We start from the raw sequence: 17,975 nt of genomic DNA on the forward strand, positions 1-17,975 counted from the left end.
AGGCTGATGCAGGCATTACTTACGGAAAATGATTTAATGACAAGGTTATTTTCGGTTATAACTACGTTGATGGAAATACCAATTTGAAAGAGGGAATTGAAGATGCTCATGGTATGCACGTTACAGGGATTGCAGCTGGTAACCCAACTCAAAAAGCTGGAGATGAGTATATCTATGGTGTGCCACCAGAAGCTCGAGTCATTTTCTTGCGAGTTTTTTCAGATTTGAAAAATACAACTGGTCCGGCATTGTATGTTAGAGCAATCGAAGACGCTGTTAAGCTTGGAGCTGATTCTACTAATCTAAGCCTCGGTAGTACCACGGGTTCAACAGCAAATATTGAAGAAAGTCTTCTTGAGGCAATTGAAGCAGCCCAACGAGCAGGTGTAACGGTTGTTATTTCAGCAGGGAACGATGGGGCATTTGGTGATGGTCAAAAACCTTTTGCTGAAAATATTGATTATGGCTTAGTTGGCTATCCTTCAACGGCAAAAGGAGTTATTTCTGTTGCGTCTTACAATAGCGATTATACCAGAGGTCAAGCCATTACATTTGTTGGAATGGAGAATAATGCGGACTTAAACTACGGAAGATACCCATTTTCTGACCCAAATAAAAGTGAAAAGAAATTTGAAATTGGTAGAGATTATGACTATGTCTACGTAGGTACAGGTACAGCAGAAGAAGTGCAAGGGGTTGATTTAACAGGAAAGATTGCTCTTATTAAGCGTGGTGGCTCAACTTTTTCTGAGAAAACTGCTAACGCCATTGCTCAATGAGCTGAAGGAGTCGTTATTTTTAACAACGACCCTCAAGGAGCAAATATCAGCATGCCCCTTGATGATACAGCTGTTGCTATTCCAGCCGTAATTATTCCATATAAATTTGGTAATGCTCTTGCAAACGGTAATTATAAAATTCGTTTCAATGGTAATCTTGAAAAATTTGATAATATTGAAGCTGGGCTTTTTTCAAGTTTTAGTAGCTGGGGATTGATGAGTGATGGTGAGTTAAAACCTGATGTTTCAGTACCCGGAGGAAGCATTTATTCATCGTTTAATGATGGTCAATACGGTTTGATGAGTGGTACAAGTATGGCTGCTCCTCACGTAACAGGTGTTGGAGCTTTGGTTAAGCAGTACCTCAAGGAAAAATACCCAGAACAATCAGATGCCGAAATAGCTTACTTGGTAAAAGCTTTGATTATGAGCAATGCTAAGGCGCATTATGATGAACAAGCAGGTGAATTTAGTTCGCCACGCCAACAAGGAGCAGGGCTAGTTGATACAGCATCAGCTATTAGTTCTGGTTTATATCTGACAGGTGACGATGGTTATGGCAGTATCACTCTAGGAAATGTTGGAGATACTTTTAATTTTGATGTAACTATTCATAACATTAGCGATAAAGATAAGACATTAACCTATGAAACAAATCTTCAAACAGATGCTGTCTAGGATGGTAAGATTACTTTATCACCACGACACTTGGCAATTATCGCTGGCAGAACTATTACTGTGAAGGCTAATAGTTCTGAGAAAGTAACGATTACTGTTGATGCACGTCAGTTTGCTGAGCTATTAACAAAAGAAATGCCAAATGGTTATTATCTTGAAGGTTTTGTTCGTTTCTTGGATTCGGTTGATTTTGCTGAAGTTGTCAGCCTTCCGTTTGTTGGATTTAGAGGTGATTTCCAAAATCTAGCTGTTGTGGAAGATCCTGTCTACAAATTGGTGGCTGATGGTAAAGAAGGTTTTTATCTAGAAATTGATGGTGACCATATTGTTTCTGGTTCTGATGATACGACAGCTTTGCTAACAAATTCGACTGATAGTTCAAAACCAATCGTTCTCGGTACTTATGCCAACAATGATGGAGACTTTGTCTTGCACATGGATGAAAATGGCACAACGCGACTTGCTATCTCACCAAATAATGACGGTAAGCAAGATTTCGTAGCTTTCAAAGGTGTCTTTTTAAGAAATTATACTGATACTAGCGCTGCGGTGTATGCAGCAGATGATGTCAATTTTGAGCATCCTTTATGGCAAAGTGAGACTTTTTCTGGAGTTAAAAATTATAAGAGCGAAAGAGGTTCAACAGCTCTTTCATCAACGATTTGATATGGTGATAATCTGGATGGTAAGGACTTGTCAGATGGTTCATACAAGTATGTCTTGACTTACTATCCAACCGTTATTGGTGCATAAGCTCAACATTTAGCATTTGATATTATTGTCGATCGTAAAAATCCAATTATCACAACTGTAACTTATGGTGCAGCTAGCCAAAACTTTAATCCTAAAAAAGCTTTAGATGATGGTTCATGCGTTTTACGTTGACGTGTTTATTATATTGATGACCATTACACCCCTGTTTATCTTGAACAAAATCCAGATGTCTCGTTTACTTTACCGCTTGATGCTGCTTCGCTAGAAGATTTTTACTATGTGGTAGAAGATTTTGCTGGCAATACGGAAACGGCTAAAGTTAGTGATTTGGTCAATGTCGGAAATGAAAGTGGGCGCGTTACAATCAACCTTCTTGATGGTCAGACAAATGTTGCAAGTTATGTTGATTATACGTTTATTGTCAAAGACCATGATGGTAATGTTATCACTGATTTGAAGTATTATGGCAATGATTTTATGGCAATGATTTATCTACAGTTAATTTGCCATTTGGTGATTATACTGTAGAACTTGCACTTTATGATACAGATGCTGCCGAATTAGCTGGTCCAACTAGCCAAATTATTAAGCTTTCAGATGCGGATAGTTACAAAACGGTGAATTTCTATGTTCATACGCGTAATCAGGCAGCATTGGTACTTGATTTTGATAAGGAACTTCCAAAGGGTACAACAGTTTCTATTTCAAATAAAAATGGCAAACTGACAGTTATTCCAGCAGCAAGATATGCTAAGAAAGATTATGGTAAAAACGTATATGTTGGAGACTACACATTAGAATTGCCACTTCCAGTTGGTTATGAGCCTTATGAGGATCCACATTTCACAGTTGTTTATGGAAAACAAAATCATATTGCTTTTAGTATTATTGATAAAACTGCTTTGATTGCGGCGACACAAGCAACAAATGGTATTGAAAATGAAGCGCGTTATTACAATGCTTCACTAGAAAAACTCTTAGCTTATCGAGATGCATTGACAAGCGCGCAAGCCATTTTGTCAGGAAAATACACACAAATTGAAGTTGATGCAGCACTTCAAACATTACAAGACGCTATTGAAGCTTTAGATGGCAAAACGACAGACTTTAAGGCATTGACTGAAGAAGATAGTCAGTTTCAAGCAGAACAAGAAGACCAGCTTATTACAATGCTGGAGTTGCAGCCCGTACCACTTATGACACTCAGCACCGTAAAGCGAACTTAGTGCTTGCAAAAGGTTCACCAACCCAAGAAGAAGTTGATGCAACATTGAAAAATTTGAAATCTGCGCGTGAAGCTCTTGATGGAAAGGCAACAGATTTCCGAGCACTTTCAAATCTTTCAAACAAATCAAAAGTCTTGAAAGTCACATCAGCTAAATATAAAAATGCAAGTGAACCAGCAAAAACAGCCTATAATCAAGCTTTAGTCGAAGCGCAAGCTGTTTTGAGCAATTCAGAAGCAACTCAAGGTGAGGTCGATGCTGCCTTAGCTAACCTAAAAGCGGCAGAAGCTGAGCTTGATGGAAAAGAAAATCAAACCACATCTAATCAAACTGAGCTTAATGATTTCATTCCAAAAGAGGTTATTAAGAGTGAAACACCACCACAATCGATGAGAACTCAAAGTGCCAGTGAGAAAGGAGGAGAGGTAGTAGCCCTAGGGGTGAATAAACGAGGTTTAGCAGGAAAATCTGCTTCGCCACTTAAACAATCCAAAGAGACTGCTTATCTTCCTACGACATCTAGTCAATCGGAACCATTCTTAGTTTCATTAGGATTTGTAATCTTAGCAGGTGTTTCTCTTATCTGGGAAAAACGAAAACACGTACAAGAATAAAAAATAATGCATAGCCTAGTTGGCTATGCATTTTTAGATATTATTTTTTCAAATGAAGTTCTTGTTTTTTAAGATAAACTTCTGAGACATCAGCGAATTTTTTAAGTCTTTTCAAGTCTTCTTTGTGGCTGACAAATGTGATAACAACACCAGATTTGCCCATGCGTCCAGTTCGTCCAGCACGGTGTGTGTAGGTTTCCTTATCGCGAGCAACTTCAAAATTGATGACATATTCAAGGTTGTCAATATCGATACCACGTGCCACCAAATCTGTTCCCAGAAGAAGTGAGATATCATGATTCTTGAATTTTTCAAGGATGACTTTACGGAATTTTACATTGATATCTGAAGCTAAAGAAACAGCAGATGCACGGTTGAACTGTAAGCGTTCCTCAGCTGCACCGAGGTCTGAAAGACTATTGAAGAAGACGAGACCACGAAAATCAGGAATGTTTGCGAATTTACGAAGCAATTCAACACGGTCACGCTTGTCAACTGAAATGTAGTAGTGAGCAATCTGGTCAAGTTTTTGGTCAGAAAGATTGATAGTAATCGTATTTTCAGCTAAAACTTCAGGATCAACTTTATCTGTTGCGCTCATGTAAATCATTTGATGGTCGCGCGGAACACGGTGAATGATATTTTCAACAAAATGATATTGAGAGTCACTTAATAATTCATCAAATTCATCTAGGATGATAGTGTCAACATTCATCATTTTGATTTTCTTTAGTTTGACAAGTTCAAAGACACGCCCTGGCGTTCCAATTAAAATTTCAGGACCTTTTTTCAAACGTTCGATTTGGCGTTTTTGGCTAGAACCCGAAATGAAAAGCTGTGTTGATAGATTTAAAGGCTCAGCCCATGTTTTAGTAACGTCAAAGATTTGTCCAGCTAGCTCAGTATTTGGCGCTAAAATAAGTAATTGTTGTGATTTTTTAGGTTTTAATTTTAGCAATGCTGGAAATAGGTAAGCTAACGTTTTACCTGTACCTGTCGGGCTAATACCAAGAAGGTTATCTCCTTGTGAAATTGGTTCAAAGACTTGTTTTTGAATGTCTGTTAGTTTAGAAAATCCTGCTTCTTTTAGTTGGTCTTGCCATACTTGTGGAAATTGTGAGATCATAGTTTTCCTTTTCTTTGTATAAGTTCTTTACCCCATTATAACATATAAAAAGTCAACTTTTTTCAAATAAAAGACAAGTAAGGGATTACAATATTTGAAAAATTTAAAAAAAGTAGTAGAATAGATAGGAAATATTTTTTATTTGGAGTAATAAATGCGTAAAAAACCTATTATTATTGGTGTTACTGGTGGATCTGGTGGCGGAAAAACCAGCGTTTCTAAAGCAATTTTGGCTAACTTCCAAGATCAAAAAATTGCAATGATTCAACACGATTCTTACTACAAAGATCAAAGTCATTTGACTTTTGAAGAACGTGCTACAACTAACTATGACCACCCACTTGCTTTTGATACAGATTTGATGATTGAACACATCAACGAATTGATTGCAGGTCGTCCAGTTGATATTCCAATTTATGACTACACATTGCACACACGTAGTGATAAAACATACCGTCAAGAACCTCAAGACGTTATTATCGTTGAAGGTATCATGGTTCTTGAAGACAAACGTCTTCGTGACTTGATGGATATCAAACTTTTCGTTGACACTGATGATGATATTCGTATTATCCGTCGTATTAAACGCGATATGGAGGAACGTGGACGTAGCCTTGATAGTGTTATTGAACAATACACTTCAGTGGTTAAACCAATGTTCCACCAATTTATCGAACCAACAAAACGTTATGCTGACATTATCATTCCTGAAGGTGCTTCAAACGTTGTTGCGATTGACCTTATCAACACTAAGATTGCAGCGATTTTGAAAGAAAACGAAGAATAAGAAGGGCTGGTTACACCAGCTCTTTTACTTTTTGTAACTATTTTCAGAAAATTTATTTTATTTTGATTATTCTGTTGACTTTTAGTTAATAAAAGAGTATTATGTAAAAAAACGAAAAACATCGAAGGGAAAAAAGTCAATGACATTCACAACAATGACAGTCTTGCTATTGCGTGATGAGGGCTAGTGCATAAGAGCATTAGTCCTGTTTGGCTTACCAAGCGGGATGAAAACATCTCGCTTAACCGTGAGATGTTTTTATTTTTATCTTAATGTTTTTGCTAGAATTAGAAAGAGGTTACTATGCGTAAAGTTGAATTTCTTGATACCACTCTTCGTGACGGTGAACAGACCCCAGGCGTGAATTTTTCTGTGAAAGAAAAAGTTGCTATTGCAAAGCAACTTGAAAAATGGGGAATTGCATCTATTGAAGCTGGTTTTCCAGCAGCAAGTCCAGATTCATTTGAAGCAGTTTGTCAAATTTCAAAAGCAATGACTACAACTGCTGTGTCTGGTTTAGCACGTTCTGTAAAGTCAGATATTGATGCGTGTTATGAAGCATTGAAAGATGCCAAATACCCACAATGTCATGTCTTCATTGCTACAAGTCCTATTCACCGCGAATACAAATTGAAAAAGACAAAAGAAGAAATTCTTGATATCATCAAAGAGCATGTAACTTATGCGCGTAGTAAATTTGACGTAGTTGAATTTTCACCAGAAGATGCCACACGTACTGAACTTAATTATCTGCTTGAGGTAGTTCAAACAGCGGTTGATGCGGGGGCTACTTACATTAATATTCCTGATACTGTCGGCTTTACGACACCAGAAGAGTTCGGAAATATCTTTAAATATCTTATTGAAAATGTAACATCTGACCATGAGATTATTTTTAGCCCGCACTGCCATGATGACCTTGGTATGGCAACGGCTAATACACTAGAAGCTATTAAAAATGGTGCTGGCCGTGTTGAAGGTACAGTAAATGGAATTGGAGAACGAGCTGGAAACGTAGCGCTCGAAGAAGTTGCTGTCGCTCTTAATATTCGTGAGGAGTATTATCAAGCAACCTCTGATATTGTTCTTAACGAAACAGTTAACACTTCAGAATTGATTTCTCGCTTCTCAGGAATTCCAATTCCTAAAAATAAAGCAGTGGTTGGTGGCAATGCCTTCTCACACGAATCAGGTATTCACCAAGATGGTGTGCTTAAAAATCCTCTTACCTATGAAATCATTACGCCAGAGCTTGTCGGGGTTAAGCATAACTCACTTCCTCTTGGAAAACTTTCAGGACGACATGCCTTTGTTGAAAAATTAAAAGAACTAGAGCTTGCTTTTGAAGAAACAGAAATCAAACCACTCTTTAGCAAATTCAAAAAATTGGCTGATAAGAAAACAGAAATCACAGATGCTGATATCAGAGCTTTGGTTGCTGGTACAGAGATTGAAAATCCAGAAGGCTTCCATTTTGGAGATTTGAAACTCAAATCTAACGCTGATGAAACAGTCACTGCAGAAGTTATCATGGTGAATGCTGATGGAGAAGAGGTTGAAGTTCTAGCTGATGGTAAAGGTTCTGTTGAAGCAGTCTACAATGCGGTTGATAAATTCTTTAATCAAAAAGTTCGTCTTCTCAGCTATACAATAGATGCTGTGACTGATGGCATTGATTCTCAAGCTCGCGTGTCTGTATCAGTTGAAAACAGTGATTCAGGTACGATTTTTAATGCTTCAGGTATTGATTTTGATGTGTTAAAAGCAGGTGCGATTGCTTACGTGAATGCAAATGCGCTTGTTCAAAAAGAAAATGCGGGAGAAATTGGCAAATCTGTTTCATTTCGTGATGTGCCAACAAATGACTAAGAAAGGAAGTCGCGTGAGAATTTGATTATTTCACGCAAGGGATAAAGATGACTAAAAAAATTGTAACGTTAGCAGGAGACGGAATTGGTCCAGAGATTATGTCAGCAGGTCTTGAAGTTCTCGAAGCTGTCGCTAATAAAATTGGTTTTGATTATGATATTGATGCTAAACCTTTTGGTGGTGCTGGAATTGATGCTAGTGGGCATCCTCTGCCAAAAGACACTTTAGATGCTGCTAAATCAGCGGATGCTATTTTGTTGGCAGCGATTGGTGGACCAAAATATGACAATGCGACAGTTCGACCAGAACAAGGTCTTCTTGCCATCCGTAAAGAATTGAATCTTTTTGCCAATATTCGTCCTGTTCGAATTTTTGATGCGCTAAAACACTTGTCACCATTAAAACCTGAACGCATTGAAGGTGTTGATTTTGTGGTAGTGCGTGAATTGACAGGAGGCATTTATTTTGGTGAACACAAATTAGAAGATGAAGCTGCGCGTGACATCAACGATTATTCAGCCCAAGAAATCCGTCGTATCATCCGTAAAGCTTTTGAACTGGCCCAAGTCCGTGGCAAGAAAGTCACTAGCATCGATAAACAAAATGTTTTGTCAACGTCAAAATTATGGCGTAAAGTTGCTGAAGAAGTTGCTCTAGAATTTCCTGATGTGACTTTGGAGCATCAATTGGTTGATAGCGCGGCTATGATTATGATTACTAACCCAGCTCGTTTTGATGTTATCGTCACTGAGAACTTATTCGGTGATATTTTGTCGGATGAGTCAAGTGTCCTTCCTGGTACGCTTGGTGTGATGCCATCGGCTAGCCATTCAGAAAATGGTCCAAGCCTTTATGAGCCTATCCATGGTTCTGCCCCAGATATTGCTGGAAAAGGCATTGCAAACCCAGTCAGCATGATTTTGTCTGTAGCGATGATGCTTCGTGAAAGTTTTGGAGAATTAGCTGGTGCTGAAATGATTGAAGAAGCAGTTGATAAGACTTTTAACCAAGGCATTTTGACACGAGATTTAGGAGGTCAGGCAACTACAGCCGAAATGACAGCAGCCATTATTGCAAATCTATGAGTATAAAACAGTATGTCGTCTTTGTTTTCATTTTATGGAATGTTTTTGTCTTTATCACATATGGTGTTGATAAGATTAGGGCTATCAAGGGAAAATGGCGAATTCCAGAGAAAACCTTATTATGGGAGAGCATCTTATTTGGCGGTTTAGGTGCTTTTCTGGGCGGTAATTTTTTCCATCATAAAACCTTAAAATGGTATTTTAGAGCTTGTTGGTATCTTGGAATTATCATCAATGTTGTTTTTGCCTATTGGTGTTTCATGATGTGGAAATGATGACAAGGACAGTGGAGGAAAATATGAGCGGAAAATCGATTTTTGATAAGCTTTGGGAGCGTCATGTGATTACAGGTGAAGAAGGCGAACCTCAGCTTATGTATGTTGACCAGCATTATATTCATGAAGTGACAAGTCCACAAGCCTTTCAAGGCCTTCGTGATGCTGGACGAAAGGTACGTCGACCTGAGTTAACATTTGGTACAACAGACCACAATGTGCCGACGGTAGATATTTTTAATATCCGTGATTTGATTTCTAAAAATCAAATTGATATGCTTGCTAGAAATGTCGAAGAATTTGGCATTGATGCTGCAACGCATGGGACTGAGCGTCAAGGAATTGTTCATATGGTTGGTCCAGAAACAGGACGCAGTCAACCTGGAAAATTTATTGTCTGCGGGGACAGCCATACAGCGACACACGGTGCTTTTGGGGCGATTGCCTTTGGTATCGGTACTTCAGAAGTTGAGCATGTGTTTGCAACACAATGTATCTGGCAAGTGAAACCTAAAAAAATGAAAGTTGAATTTGTCGGGAAACCACAAAAAGGTGTGTATTCAAAAGACTTTATCCTTGCTTTGATTGCCAAATACGGTGTTGATGCTGGTGTCGGATATGCGGTCGAATATTGTGGTGAAGCTATCGATGCTCTTTCAATGGATGAGCGTATGACTATTGCTAATATGTCTATCGAATTTGGTGCGAAAATGGGCCTGATGAACCCAGACCAAAAAACATTTGATTATGTTAAAGGTCGTGAAGCAGCACCTAAAGGTGAGAAATTTGACCAAGCAGTAGAAGACTGGAAGACGTTAGTTTCTGATCCTGATGCCAAATACGACAAAGTCATCACTATCGATGTATCGGAACTGGCGCCAATGGTGACTTGGGGAACCAACCCTGAAATGGGCGTTGAATTTGGTCAACCATTCCCAGAAATTAAAGACATGAATGATGAACGTGCTTATCACTACATGGACATTAAACCTGGTGATAAAGCTGAAGATATCGACCTTGGTTATGTCTTCATTGGTTCTTGTACCAATGCTCGATTGTCAGACCTTGAATTGGCAGCGAAGATTGTTAAAGGAAAATATATCTCACCCAAATTGACAGCAATTGTTGTTCCGGGATCTCGTCCAGTTAAGAAAGAAGCAGAGCGTCTTGGACTTGATAAAATTTTCACGGATGCTGGTTTTGAGTGGCGTGAGCCTGGTTGCTCAATGTGTCTTGGTATGAACCCAGACCATGTGCCAGAAGGTGTTCATTGCGCTTCAACAAGTAATCGTAATTTTGAAGGTCGCCAAGGATTTGGAGCTCGTACTCACCTTTGTAGTCCAGCCATGGCAGCGGCGGCAGCGATTGCCGGAAAATTTGTCGATGTGCGTCAACTATCAGAAATTCAGTAAAGGAGAGAAATGATGGAAAAATTTACAGTTTATACCGGGAAATCTGTTCCTTTGATGAATGATAACATTGATACTGACCAGCTTATTCCCAAGCAATTTTTAAAGGCAGTTGACAAAAAAGGGTTTGGGAAAAATCTTTTGTTCGAGTGGCGTTATTTGAATGATAATTACGATGAAAATCCAGATTTTATTTTTAATAAACCTGAGTACAGAGATGCCACAATCTTGATTTCAGGTGATAATTTTGGTTCAGGGTCATCGCGCGAACACGCTGCCTGGGCGCTGGAAGACTATGGCTTTCGTTGTGTGATTGCAGGTTCATTTTCAGATATTCATTATAACAATGAGTTGAAAAATGGGATGCTTCCGATTGTTCAGCCGCTGGAAGTTCGTCAGAAACTAGCAGCACTTCCTGCAGGTGAAGAAATTACCATTGATTTACCAAATCAAGTTATCAAATCTTCAGCAGGTGAATTTCCATTTGATATTGATGGTGAGTGGAAACGTAAGTTAGTTCTAGGTCTAGATGATATTGGCATCACACTTCAGTATGAAGACTTGATTTCAACGTACGAAAAAAATCGTCCAAGTTATTGGCAATAATAGATTGTCACAGTCATTTAATCATATAAAGAATCTGGGATAAAATTGTCTCAGATTTTTTAGTGAATTAGCTTTCAAGACAAATGACGTTACCTCATTTTTTTGATATAATTAACCTTATGGAAAATACTAAGAAAATTGAGAATTATGAAATCATGTTAGCGCAAGCAAATGCTTTATTTGCTAACGAAAAAAACTTATTGTCAAACCTTTCGAATGCTAGCGCACTTTTGAAGATGACCTTACCAAATTCTGTTTTTACTGGCTTTTACCTTTTCAATGGTGAAGAATTGCTTCTTGGACCATTTCAAGGTGGGGTATCTTGTGTGCACATCAAACTTGGTAAGGGTGTATGCGGTGAATCAGCTCAAAATCGTGAAACAATGATTGTCGCTGACGTTACAAAACACGCAAACTATATCGCCTGTGATTCAGCTGCTATGAGTGAAATTGTAGTGCCAATGGTTAAAGATGGAAAATTAGTTGGTGTCTTAGACCTAGATTCACGCTTGACAGATGACTATGATGCGATTGACCAAGAATATCTTGAAAAATTTGTGGCTGTACTTATCGAAAAATCATATTGGAATCTAGATATGTTTGGAGTTGAAAAATAATGTATCAAGCCCTTTATCGAAAGTACCGTAGTCAGACCTTTGATGAAATGGTCGGGCAAACGGTTATTTCAACGACTCTGAAACAAGCAGTGTCTTCTGGAAAAATTAGTCACGCCTATTTGTTTTCAGGTCCACGAGGTACGGGTAAAACCAGTGCCGCTAAAATTTTTGCAAAAGCAATGAACTGTCCTCACCAAGTCAATGGTGAACCTTGTAACCAGTGTGATATCTGTCGTGATATTACAAATGGTAGCCTTGAAGATGTCATTGAAATCGATGCTGCTTCAAACAATGGTGTTGATGAAATTCGAGACATCCGTGATAAATCAACTTACGCACCAAGTCGTGCGACTTACAAAGTTTATATCATCGATGAAGTGCACATGTTGTCAACTGGAGCTTTTAATGCGCTTTTGAAAACTCTAGAAGAACCGACTGCAAATGTTGTCTTTATTTTAGCAACGACAGAGTTGCACAAAATTCCAGCAACAATTCTTTCTCGTGTTCAACGTTTTGAGTTTAAGGCAATTAAGCCAGCAGCAATTCGTGAGCATTTGGGTCACATTCTTGATAAAGAAGGTATCTCTTATGACAAAGACGCTCTAACACTTATTGCGCGTCGTGCAGAAGGTGGTATGCGTGATGCACTATCAATCCTTGATCAAGCTCTCAGCTTAACAACTGACAATCATGTCTCACTTGCGATTGCTGAAGAAATTACAGGTAGTATTTCAATGGCTGCTTTGGATGATTTTGTGGCAAATGTTTTGGCGCAAGAAACAAGCAAGGCTTTGGAAAATCTGGAAACAATTTTTGATAGTGGTAAGAGTATGAGTCGCTTTGCGACGGATTTGTTGAATTATCTTCGTGATTTGTTGGTTGTTCAAAGCGGTGGTGAAAACACTCACACCAGCCAAGCCTTCCAAGAAAATTTATCGGGCGTTCAGCAGGATCGAATTTTTGAAATGATTAATCTGGTGACTAAGATTTTACCTGAAATCAAAAATGGTGTTCAACCTAAAATCTACGCTGAAATGCTTGCAATTCAACTATCTGAGTCTGGTAAGCCAGTTGCAAGTGCTCAAGTGCCAGAAGATTTATCAGATGAGTTGGCAAGACTTAAAGCAGAAATCAAAGATTTGAAAGAACAGTTGGCTAATCTTGATAGCTCAGCTATTTCTCAAAAATCAACCAAACGTCAAAAATCAAACTCAAGTTATCAGTACAAGGTTGATCGCACGAAGATATTGACCATCATGCAAGAAACAGTCGTTGATAGTCAAAAATCGCGCGAGTATCTTGAAGCGCTTAAAGGTGCTTGGAACGAAATCTTGGATAGCATCTCTGCTCAAGACCGTGCCTTGTTGCTTGGATCGGAGCCTGTTCTTGCAAATAGTGAGAATGCTATTTTGGCTTTTGATGCTGCCTTTAATGCAGAGCAAGCCATGAAACGAACTGACCTTAATGACATGTTTGGAAATATCATGAGTAAGGCTGCAGGTTTTTCGCCGAATATTTTGGCAGTTCCTCGTAAAGATTTCAACAGCATTCGTACAGAATTTGCTCAAAGTGTGAAAAAGAAAAAACAAACCCCAGCCCAAGAAGAAGTAAAAGATGATTCTTTCATTCCAGAGGGATTTGATTTTCTAGCAGACAAGATTAACAAAATTGAAGACTAAAAAGAGGTATTCAATGAATACCTCTTGTGTTTTAAAATAGTGATATTATCTGATAAAAATAACTAACTATGTTATAATAATCCTATGACTATAAGACGTTTTTTATTAATGGCATTGGTATGTGCCTTTGAGACTTATTTTTTTAATGAATGTATATTAGATGGTGATTATTTCTTTGCTATCTTTTGGGGGTTGTTGTTGTTGCGCGATATTCAACGTGTCTACACACTTGATAAATTACTTCAAACCTTGACATCTACTCCCAAGAAGAAAGACTAATTTCACCACTGCGTAATAATTTTTCTTGACCATTGTCAAGTTTAACTAGCAGGTACCCTTGATTGGTAATGTCGATGGCAAGTCCTGAAAATTCGATATCATTTTCGCTGAAAGTCACTTGTTTGTTCAAAACGAGTGATTTTTCTTTATAGACTTTTACCAAATCTTTTTCTGGAATCGTCAAGAAAAGTTTCCAAATTTCTGTAATCAGCTCATTGCGCGTGATAGTTGGTTGGGATGCAAAGAGTGAACCAGCTTTTTGCGAAATAGCATTTGGAAAATCAGTGATATAAAAATTGATACCGACACCGATGATAACATCTGTAATAAGCCCGGTCTCAACTGATGAGATTGCCTCAGTTAGAATACCAGCAATTTTTTTACCATTGTAATAAATGTCGTTAACCCATTTGATGTCTGTTTCAATACCTGTTAAGCGAGAGATTGCTTTTACAACGCTTGAAGCAACCATAAGAGTGTATGGTTTGATTTCTTCAAAAGGTACATTTGGTTTAAGGTGGAGAGACATGTAAATGCCTCCTTGTTTTGAAGCAAAAAACTGTCTGCCAAAACGTCCTTTTGCTTTTTCTTGGCTAGGAGCAAGGTAAAGGTGAGATTGTTTGTCAAATTCCATGTTATTCTTAGCATCAAGCTGAGTTGATTCACTTTTTTCATTGATTGTGACTGGAATTTTAAGCTCTTTAGCAATGACTTCGGGAAGCAGAAGGTCGCCTGAGATAATTTTATAGCCACGTTTTTTAACAGAGTCAATTTTGACTCCCTTTTCTTCTAGAGTTTTGATTGCTTTCCAAATCGCTGTGCGAGAAAGTTCGAATTCTTTTGCGAGAGTTTCTCCGCTGATATAATCGTCTTTGTTTTGAAGATAGTCGTAGATTTTTTCGTAGGTTTTCATAACTATTAGTATAATATATTTTTTCTAAATCTTCTTAGTTAAAAGTGAATTTGTTACAAAATGGTAAGAAATTTACTATAGGCATTTGTGATGAAACGTGGTACAATATTCTAGTTAATGAGTCCCGATAAGACAATCTGGCGGTTTATAACGTGTTACTCTTTGTTAGCCTATCTTGATAGACTTCAGTGTTATCTGCGATTTCGCTGACTTGACTAATCTGTTATTAATCGCGCCATCTCCTATTTGGAAGATGCAGATTGGTACTTTGTAACTCACTAGAAATGTCTGCTACTGAAAGTAGCTTGTCATTTCACGGAAAGCTGCTATGTCGGTTTCCTAAGTGACTTATTAGGTCAAAAAACTAAAATAATCGTTTTAGTTTTTGACCGTCATAATTCTCACTGAATGATGATATTTTTTGTACAGATATTTCAAGGAAAAGATTTTTTCCGACATTTTAATACTTAGAGGTATTAAAATGAAAAATTAATGATATGGGGGGACATTTTTATGTCAGAACGTAAACTTTTCACGTCTGAATCTGTTTCTGAGGGGCATCCAGATAAGATTTCAGACCAAATTTCAGATGCTATTTTAGATGCTGTGTTGGAACAAGATCCTGATGCGCACGTTGCAGCAGAAACTGCTGTATACACTGGATCAGTCCATGTTTTTGGTGAAATTTCAACTACAGCATATGTTGATATTAACCGCATTGTTCGCGATACGATCGCAGAAATCGGTTATACAAATGCTGAGTACGGCTTTGCTGCTGAATCAGTTGGGGTTCATCCATCATTGGTTGAACAATCACCTGATATTGCACAAGGGGTTAACGAAGCTTTGGAAGTCCGTGGTAACGCAGACCAAGATCCACTTGACTTGATTGGTGCTGGTGACCAAGGTTTGATGTTTGGTTTTGCAGTCAATGAAACACCTGAATTGATGCCACTACCAATTTCACTTTCTCACAAATTGGTTAAAAAATTGGCAGATTTGCGTAAATCAGGTGAAATTTCATATCTCCGCCCAGATGCTAAATCTCAGGTAACTGTTGAATATGATGAAAATGACAAACCAGTTCGTGTAGATACTGTCGTTATCTCAACTCAACATGACCCAGAAGCAACAAACGAACAAATTCACAACGATGTGATTGAAAAAGTCATCAAAGCTGTTATTCCAGAAAAATATCTTGATGATAAGACAAAATTCTTCATCAACCCAACTGGTCGTTTCGTAATTGGTGGTCCTCAAGGGGATTCTGGTTTGACTGGTCGTAAGATTATCGTTGATACTTACGGCGGTTATGCACGTCACGGTGGTGGTGCTTTCTCTGGTAAAGACGCTACAAAAGTTGACCGTTCTGCATCATATGCTGCACGTTACATCGCTAAAAATATTGTCGCTGCTGATTTTGCAACTAAAGCAGAAGTGCAATTGGCTTACGCTATCGGTGTAGCACACCCAGTTTCAGTTCGTGTTGATACATTTGGCACAAATACTGTAGCAGAAAGTAAATTGGAAGCAGCTGTTCGTGAAATCTTTGACCTTCGTCCAGCTGGTATCATTAAAATGCTTGATTTGAAACGCCCAATTTACCGTCAAACAGCTGCATATGGACACATGGGACGTACAGATATTGACCTTCCATGGGAAAAACTTGATAAAGTAGATGCTTTGAAAGAAGCAGTAAAATAAAAATATAAATCGTTGTGCCTTCGGTGCAGCGATTTTTAACATAATTCCTTCGTCTTGTTATATTTGCAATGGAATGGTCATTATAAAGTGGTTAAAATAACATTTTAAAAATGAAGTTTGAAGATTCAAAATAGATATTTTACGATATACTATTAAAACGAGAGGAAATATTACAAAATCTTTACAAATTGTCAAAATATTCTTGGTAATCTATTTGTAAAATTGAATAATCTATGATAAAATGAAAAGGTTGAATTCTAGCAGAAAGTTTTGAATGTATGCGTAAAATTGTTATTAATGGTGGCAAACCTTTAAAGGGAGAGGTTGCTATTTCAGGTGCTAAGAATAGTATTGTGGCTTTGATTCCAGCAGCTATTCTATCTGATGATATTGTTATTTTGGATGGCGTTCCTGCCATTTCCGATGTTGATAGTTTAATCGATATTATGGAAGTGATGGGAGCTAAGATTAAGAGAGAAGGCGAAACGCTTGAGATTGACCCACGTGGTGTTAAAAATCAACCAATGCCATATGGAAAAATCAATAGCTTGCGTGCTTCTTACTATTTCTATGGTAGCCTTCTTAGCCGTTTTGGTGAAGCAACTGTAGGGCTTCCTGGTGGATGTGACCTTGGACCTCGTCCGATTGACCTTCACTTGAAAGCTTTTGAAGCTATGGGTGCAATTGTATCTTATGAAGGCGAAGCAATGCGCTTGGCAACAGATGGTCAACCAATTCATGGTGCTCACATCTACATGGATACTGTTAGTGTTGGTGCGACAATCAATACTATGCTTGCTGCGACAAAAGCAAATGGTCGTACGATTATTGAAAATGCAGCTCGTGAACCAGAAATCATTGATGTAGCTACTTTGTTGAATAACATGGGTGCTCACATTCGTGGTGCAGGTACTGATGTTATCACAATTGAAGGTGTTGAGAGTCTTCACGGAACACGTCATCAAGTTATTCCAGACCGTATTGAAGCAGGTACTTACATTGCTATGGCGGCAGCGATTGGTGAAGGTGTTCGCGTTACTAATGTTCTTTATGAACACTTAGAGAGCTATATTGCTAAGCTTGAAGAGATGGGTGTTCGTATGACAGTCGAAGAAGATGCTATCTTTGTTGAAAAACAATCAGGTCTAAAAGCTGTGTCAGTTAAAACATCACCATATCCTGGTTTTGCAACTGACTTGCAACAGCCTATCACTCCATTGTTATTGACAGCTGAAGGTCGCGGTACAATCTTAGATACTATTTACGAAAAACGTACTAACCATGTCACTGAATTGGTTCGTATGGGTGCTGATATTTCTATTGTTGGTGGTCGTATTGCTTACCAAGGCCCTAATAAATTAACCGGTGCTCCAGTTAAAGCCTCAGACTTGCGTGCAGGTGCTGCGCTTGTAACAGCAGGTTTGATGGCTGAAGGAACAACAGAGATTACTAATGTTGAATTTATCTTACGTGGTTACTCAAATATTATCGAAAAATTAACAGCTCTTGGTGCTGATATTAAATTAATTGAAGAATAAGAAGAAGCCTGTGAAGGCTTTTTCTTTTGCCTTTTTTACGCTAAAGTGCAACGATTCATTTTTTGACATCATATGTT

The 17,975-nt window shown here is 38.2% G+C and carries 19 protein-coding genes; 17 read left to right on the forward strand and 2 right to left on the reverse strand.

All coding sequences use genetic code 11. The features are described from left to right. Positions 1–83: 83 nt before the first annotated feature. From HMPREF0819_RS09175 to HMPREF0819_RS09205, 6 genes are all read left to right on the forward strand, one after another. Positions 84–779, forward strand: a complete 696-nt coding sequence (locus HMPREF0819_RS09175; RefSeq protein WP_004230966.1) for a S8 family serine peptidase — start codon at positions 84–86, stop codon at positions 777–779. Positions 780–830: 51 nt separating this feature from the next. Continuing rightward, positions 831–1,457 carry a S8 family serine peptidase gene (locus HMPREF0819_RS09180; protein WP_004230968.1) on the forward strand — a complete coding sequence of 209 codons (627 nt, stop codon included), beginning with the start codon at positions 831–833 and terminating at the stop codon, positions 1,455–1,457. A 30-nt stretch (positions 1,458–1,487) separates the two neighbouring features. Further along, positions 1,488–2,123, forward strand: coding sequence for an Fn3-like domain-containing protein (locus HMPREF0819_RS09185; protein WP_004230970.1), 636 nt, complete (start codon positions 1,488–1,490; stop codon positions 2,121–2,123). A gap of 327 nt (positions 2,124–2,450) precedes the next feature. Next, positions 2,451–2,699 (forward strand): hypothetical protein, encoded by a 249-nt coding sequence (locus HMPREF0819_RS09190; protein ID WP_004230973.1) that lies wholly within the window; start codon positions 2,451–2,453, stop codon positions 2,697–2,699. Positions 2,700–2,788: 89 nt separating this feature from the next. Further along, the gene (locus tag HMPREF0819_RS09195; protein WP_333564012.1) at positions 2,789–3,397 is read left to right on the forward strand and encodes an FIVAR domain-containing protein; all 609 of its coding nucleotides are present in this window, start codon (positions 2,789–2,791) and stop codon (positions 3,395–3,397) included. 53 nt (positions 3,398–3,450) lie between these two features. Beyond that, the gene (locus HMPREF0819_RS09205; RefSeq protein WP_336495112.1) at positions 3,451–4,011 is read left to right on the forward strand and encodes an FIVAR domain-containing protein; all 561 of its coding nucleotides are present in this window, start codon (positions 3,451–3,453) and stop codon (positions 4,009–4,011) included. A 40-nt stretch (positions 4,012–4,051) separates the two neighbouring features. Here the strand turns inward: HMPREF0819_RS09205 and HMPREF0819_RS00750 are convergent, their stop codons facing one another. Then, positions 4,052–5,137: a DEAD/DEAH box helicase gene (locus tag HMPREF0819_RS00750; RefSeq protein ID WP_004230978.1), complete on the reverse strand. Its 1,086-nt coding sequence runs from the start codon at positions 5,135–5,137 to the stop codon at positions 4,052–4,054. Positions 5,138–5,291: 154 nt separating this feature from the next. On the opposite strand from HMPREF0819_RS00750, the gene udk reads away from it, so the two are divergent. The 9 genes from udk (at position 5,292) to HMPREF0819_RS08575 (ending at position 13,743) form a co-directional block, all read left to right on the forward strand. Further along, entirely contained in the window at positions 5,292–5,924 is a 633-nt protein-coding gene (gene udk, locus HMPREF0819_RS00755; protein WP_004230980.1) for a uridine kinase, read from the forward strand. Positions 5,925–6,227: 303 nt separating this feature from the next. After that, positions 6,228–7,793: a 2-isopropylmalate synthase gene (locus tag HMPREF0819_RS00760; RefSeq protein WP_004230986.1), complete on the forward strand. Its 1,566-nt coding sequence runs from the start codon at positions 6,228–6,230 to the stop codon at positions 7,791–7,793. A gap of 47 nt (positions 7,794–7,840) precedes the next feature. Next, positions 7,841–8,878 (forward strand): 3-isopropylmalate dehydrogenase, encoded by a 1,038-nt coding sequence (leuB, locus tag HMPREF0819_RS00765; RefSeq protein WP_004230988.1) that lies wholly within the window; start codon positions 7,841–7,843, stop codon positions 8,876–8,878. Next, entirely contained in the window at positions 8,875–9,153 is a 279-nt protein-coding gene (locus HMPREF0819_RS00770; protein ID WP_004230990.1) for a DUF1294 domain-containing protein, read from the forward strand. The genes leuB and HMPREF0819_RS00770 overlap by 4 nt, the downstream gene beginning before the upstream one ends. A 23-nt stretch (positions 9,154–9,176) precedes the next feature. Next, entirely contained in the window at positions 9,177–10,565 is a 1,389-nt protein-coding gene (leuC, locus tag HMPREF0819_RS00775; RefSeq protein ID WP_044023244.1) for a 3-isopropylmalate dehydratase large subunit, read from the forward strand. 12 nt (positions 10,566–10,577) lie between these two features. Further along, a complete protein-coding gene (gene leuD / locus HMPREF0819_RS00780) occupies positions 10,578–11,168 on the forward strand; it encodes a 3-isopropylmalate dehydratase small subunit (protein WP_004230992.1) in 591 nt (196 codons plus the stop codon). Between the two features lie 119 nt (positions 11,169–11,287). After that, complete coding sequence (locus HMPREF0819_RS00785) at positions 11,288–11,785, forward strand: GAF domain-containing protein (RefSeq protein WP_027967989.1); 498 nt, start codon at positions 11,288–11,290, stop codon at positions 11,783–11,785. Continuing rightward, positions 11,785–13,464, forward strand: a complete 1,680-nt coding sequence (dnaX, locus tag HMPREF0819_RS00790) for a DNA polymerase III subunit gamma/tau (protein WP_004230994.1) — start codon at positions 11,785–11,787, stop codon at positions 13,462–13,464. Before HMPREF0819_RS00785 ends, dnaX begins: the two co-directional genes overlap by 1 nt. Before the next feature lie 84 nt (positions 13,465–13,548). After that, positions 13,549–13,743: a DUF3272 family protein gene (locus HMPREF0819_RS08575; protein ID WP_024344321.1), complete on the forward strand. Its 195-nt coding sequence runs from the start codon at positions 13,549–13,551 to the stop codon at positions 13,741–13,743. On the opposite strand, the gene birA is transcribed toward HMPREF0819_RS08575, so the two are convergent. Continuing rightward, entirely contained in the window at positions 13,721–14,656 is a 936-nt protein-coding gene (gene birA, locus HMPREF0819_RS00795) for a bifunctional biotin--[acetyl-CoA-carboxylase] ligase/biotin operon repressor BirA (protein WP_004231017.1), read from the reverse strand. The genes HMPREF0819_RS08575 and birA overlap by 23 nt on opposite strands. A gap of 513 nt (positions 14,657–15,169) precedes the next feature. On the opposite strand from birA, the gene metK reads away from it, so the two are divergent. Continuing rightward, positions 15,170–16,360, forward strand: coding sequence for a methionine adenosyltransferase (gene metK, locus HMPREF0819_RS00800; RefSeq protein WP_044023245.1), 1,191 nt, complete (start codon positions 15,170–15,172; stop codon positions 16,358–16,360). A 278-nt stretch (positions 16,361–16,638) separates the two neighbouring features. Continuing rightward, positions 16,639–17,898, forward strand: coding sequence for a UDP-N-acetylglucosamine 1-carboxyvinyltransferase (gene murA, locus HMPREF0819_RS00805; RefSeq protein ID WP_004231019.1), 1,260 nt, complete (start codon positions 16,639–16,641; stop codon positions 17,896–17,898). The last annotated feature ends 77 nt before the right edge of the window (positions 17,899–17,975 follow it).

Source organism: Streptococcus equinus ATCC 9812 (assembly GCF_000187265.1).
GTDB classification, from domain to species: Bacteria; Bacillota; Bacilli; order Lactobacillales; family Streptococcaceae; genus Streptococcus; species Streptococcus equinus.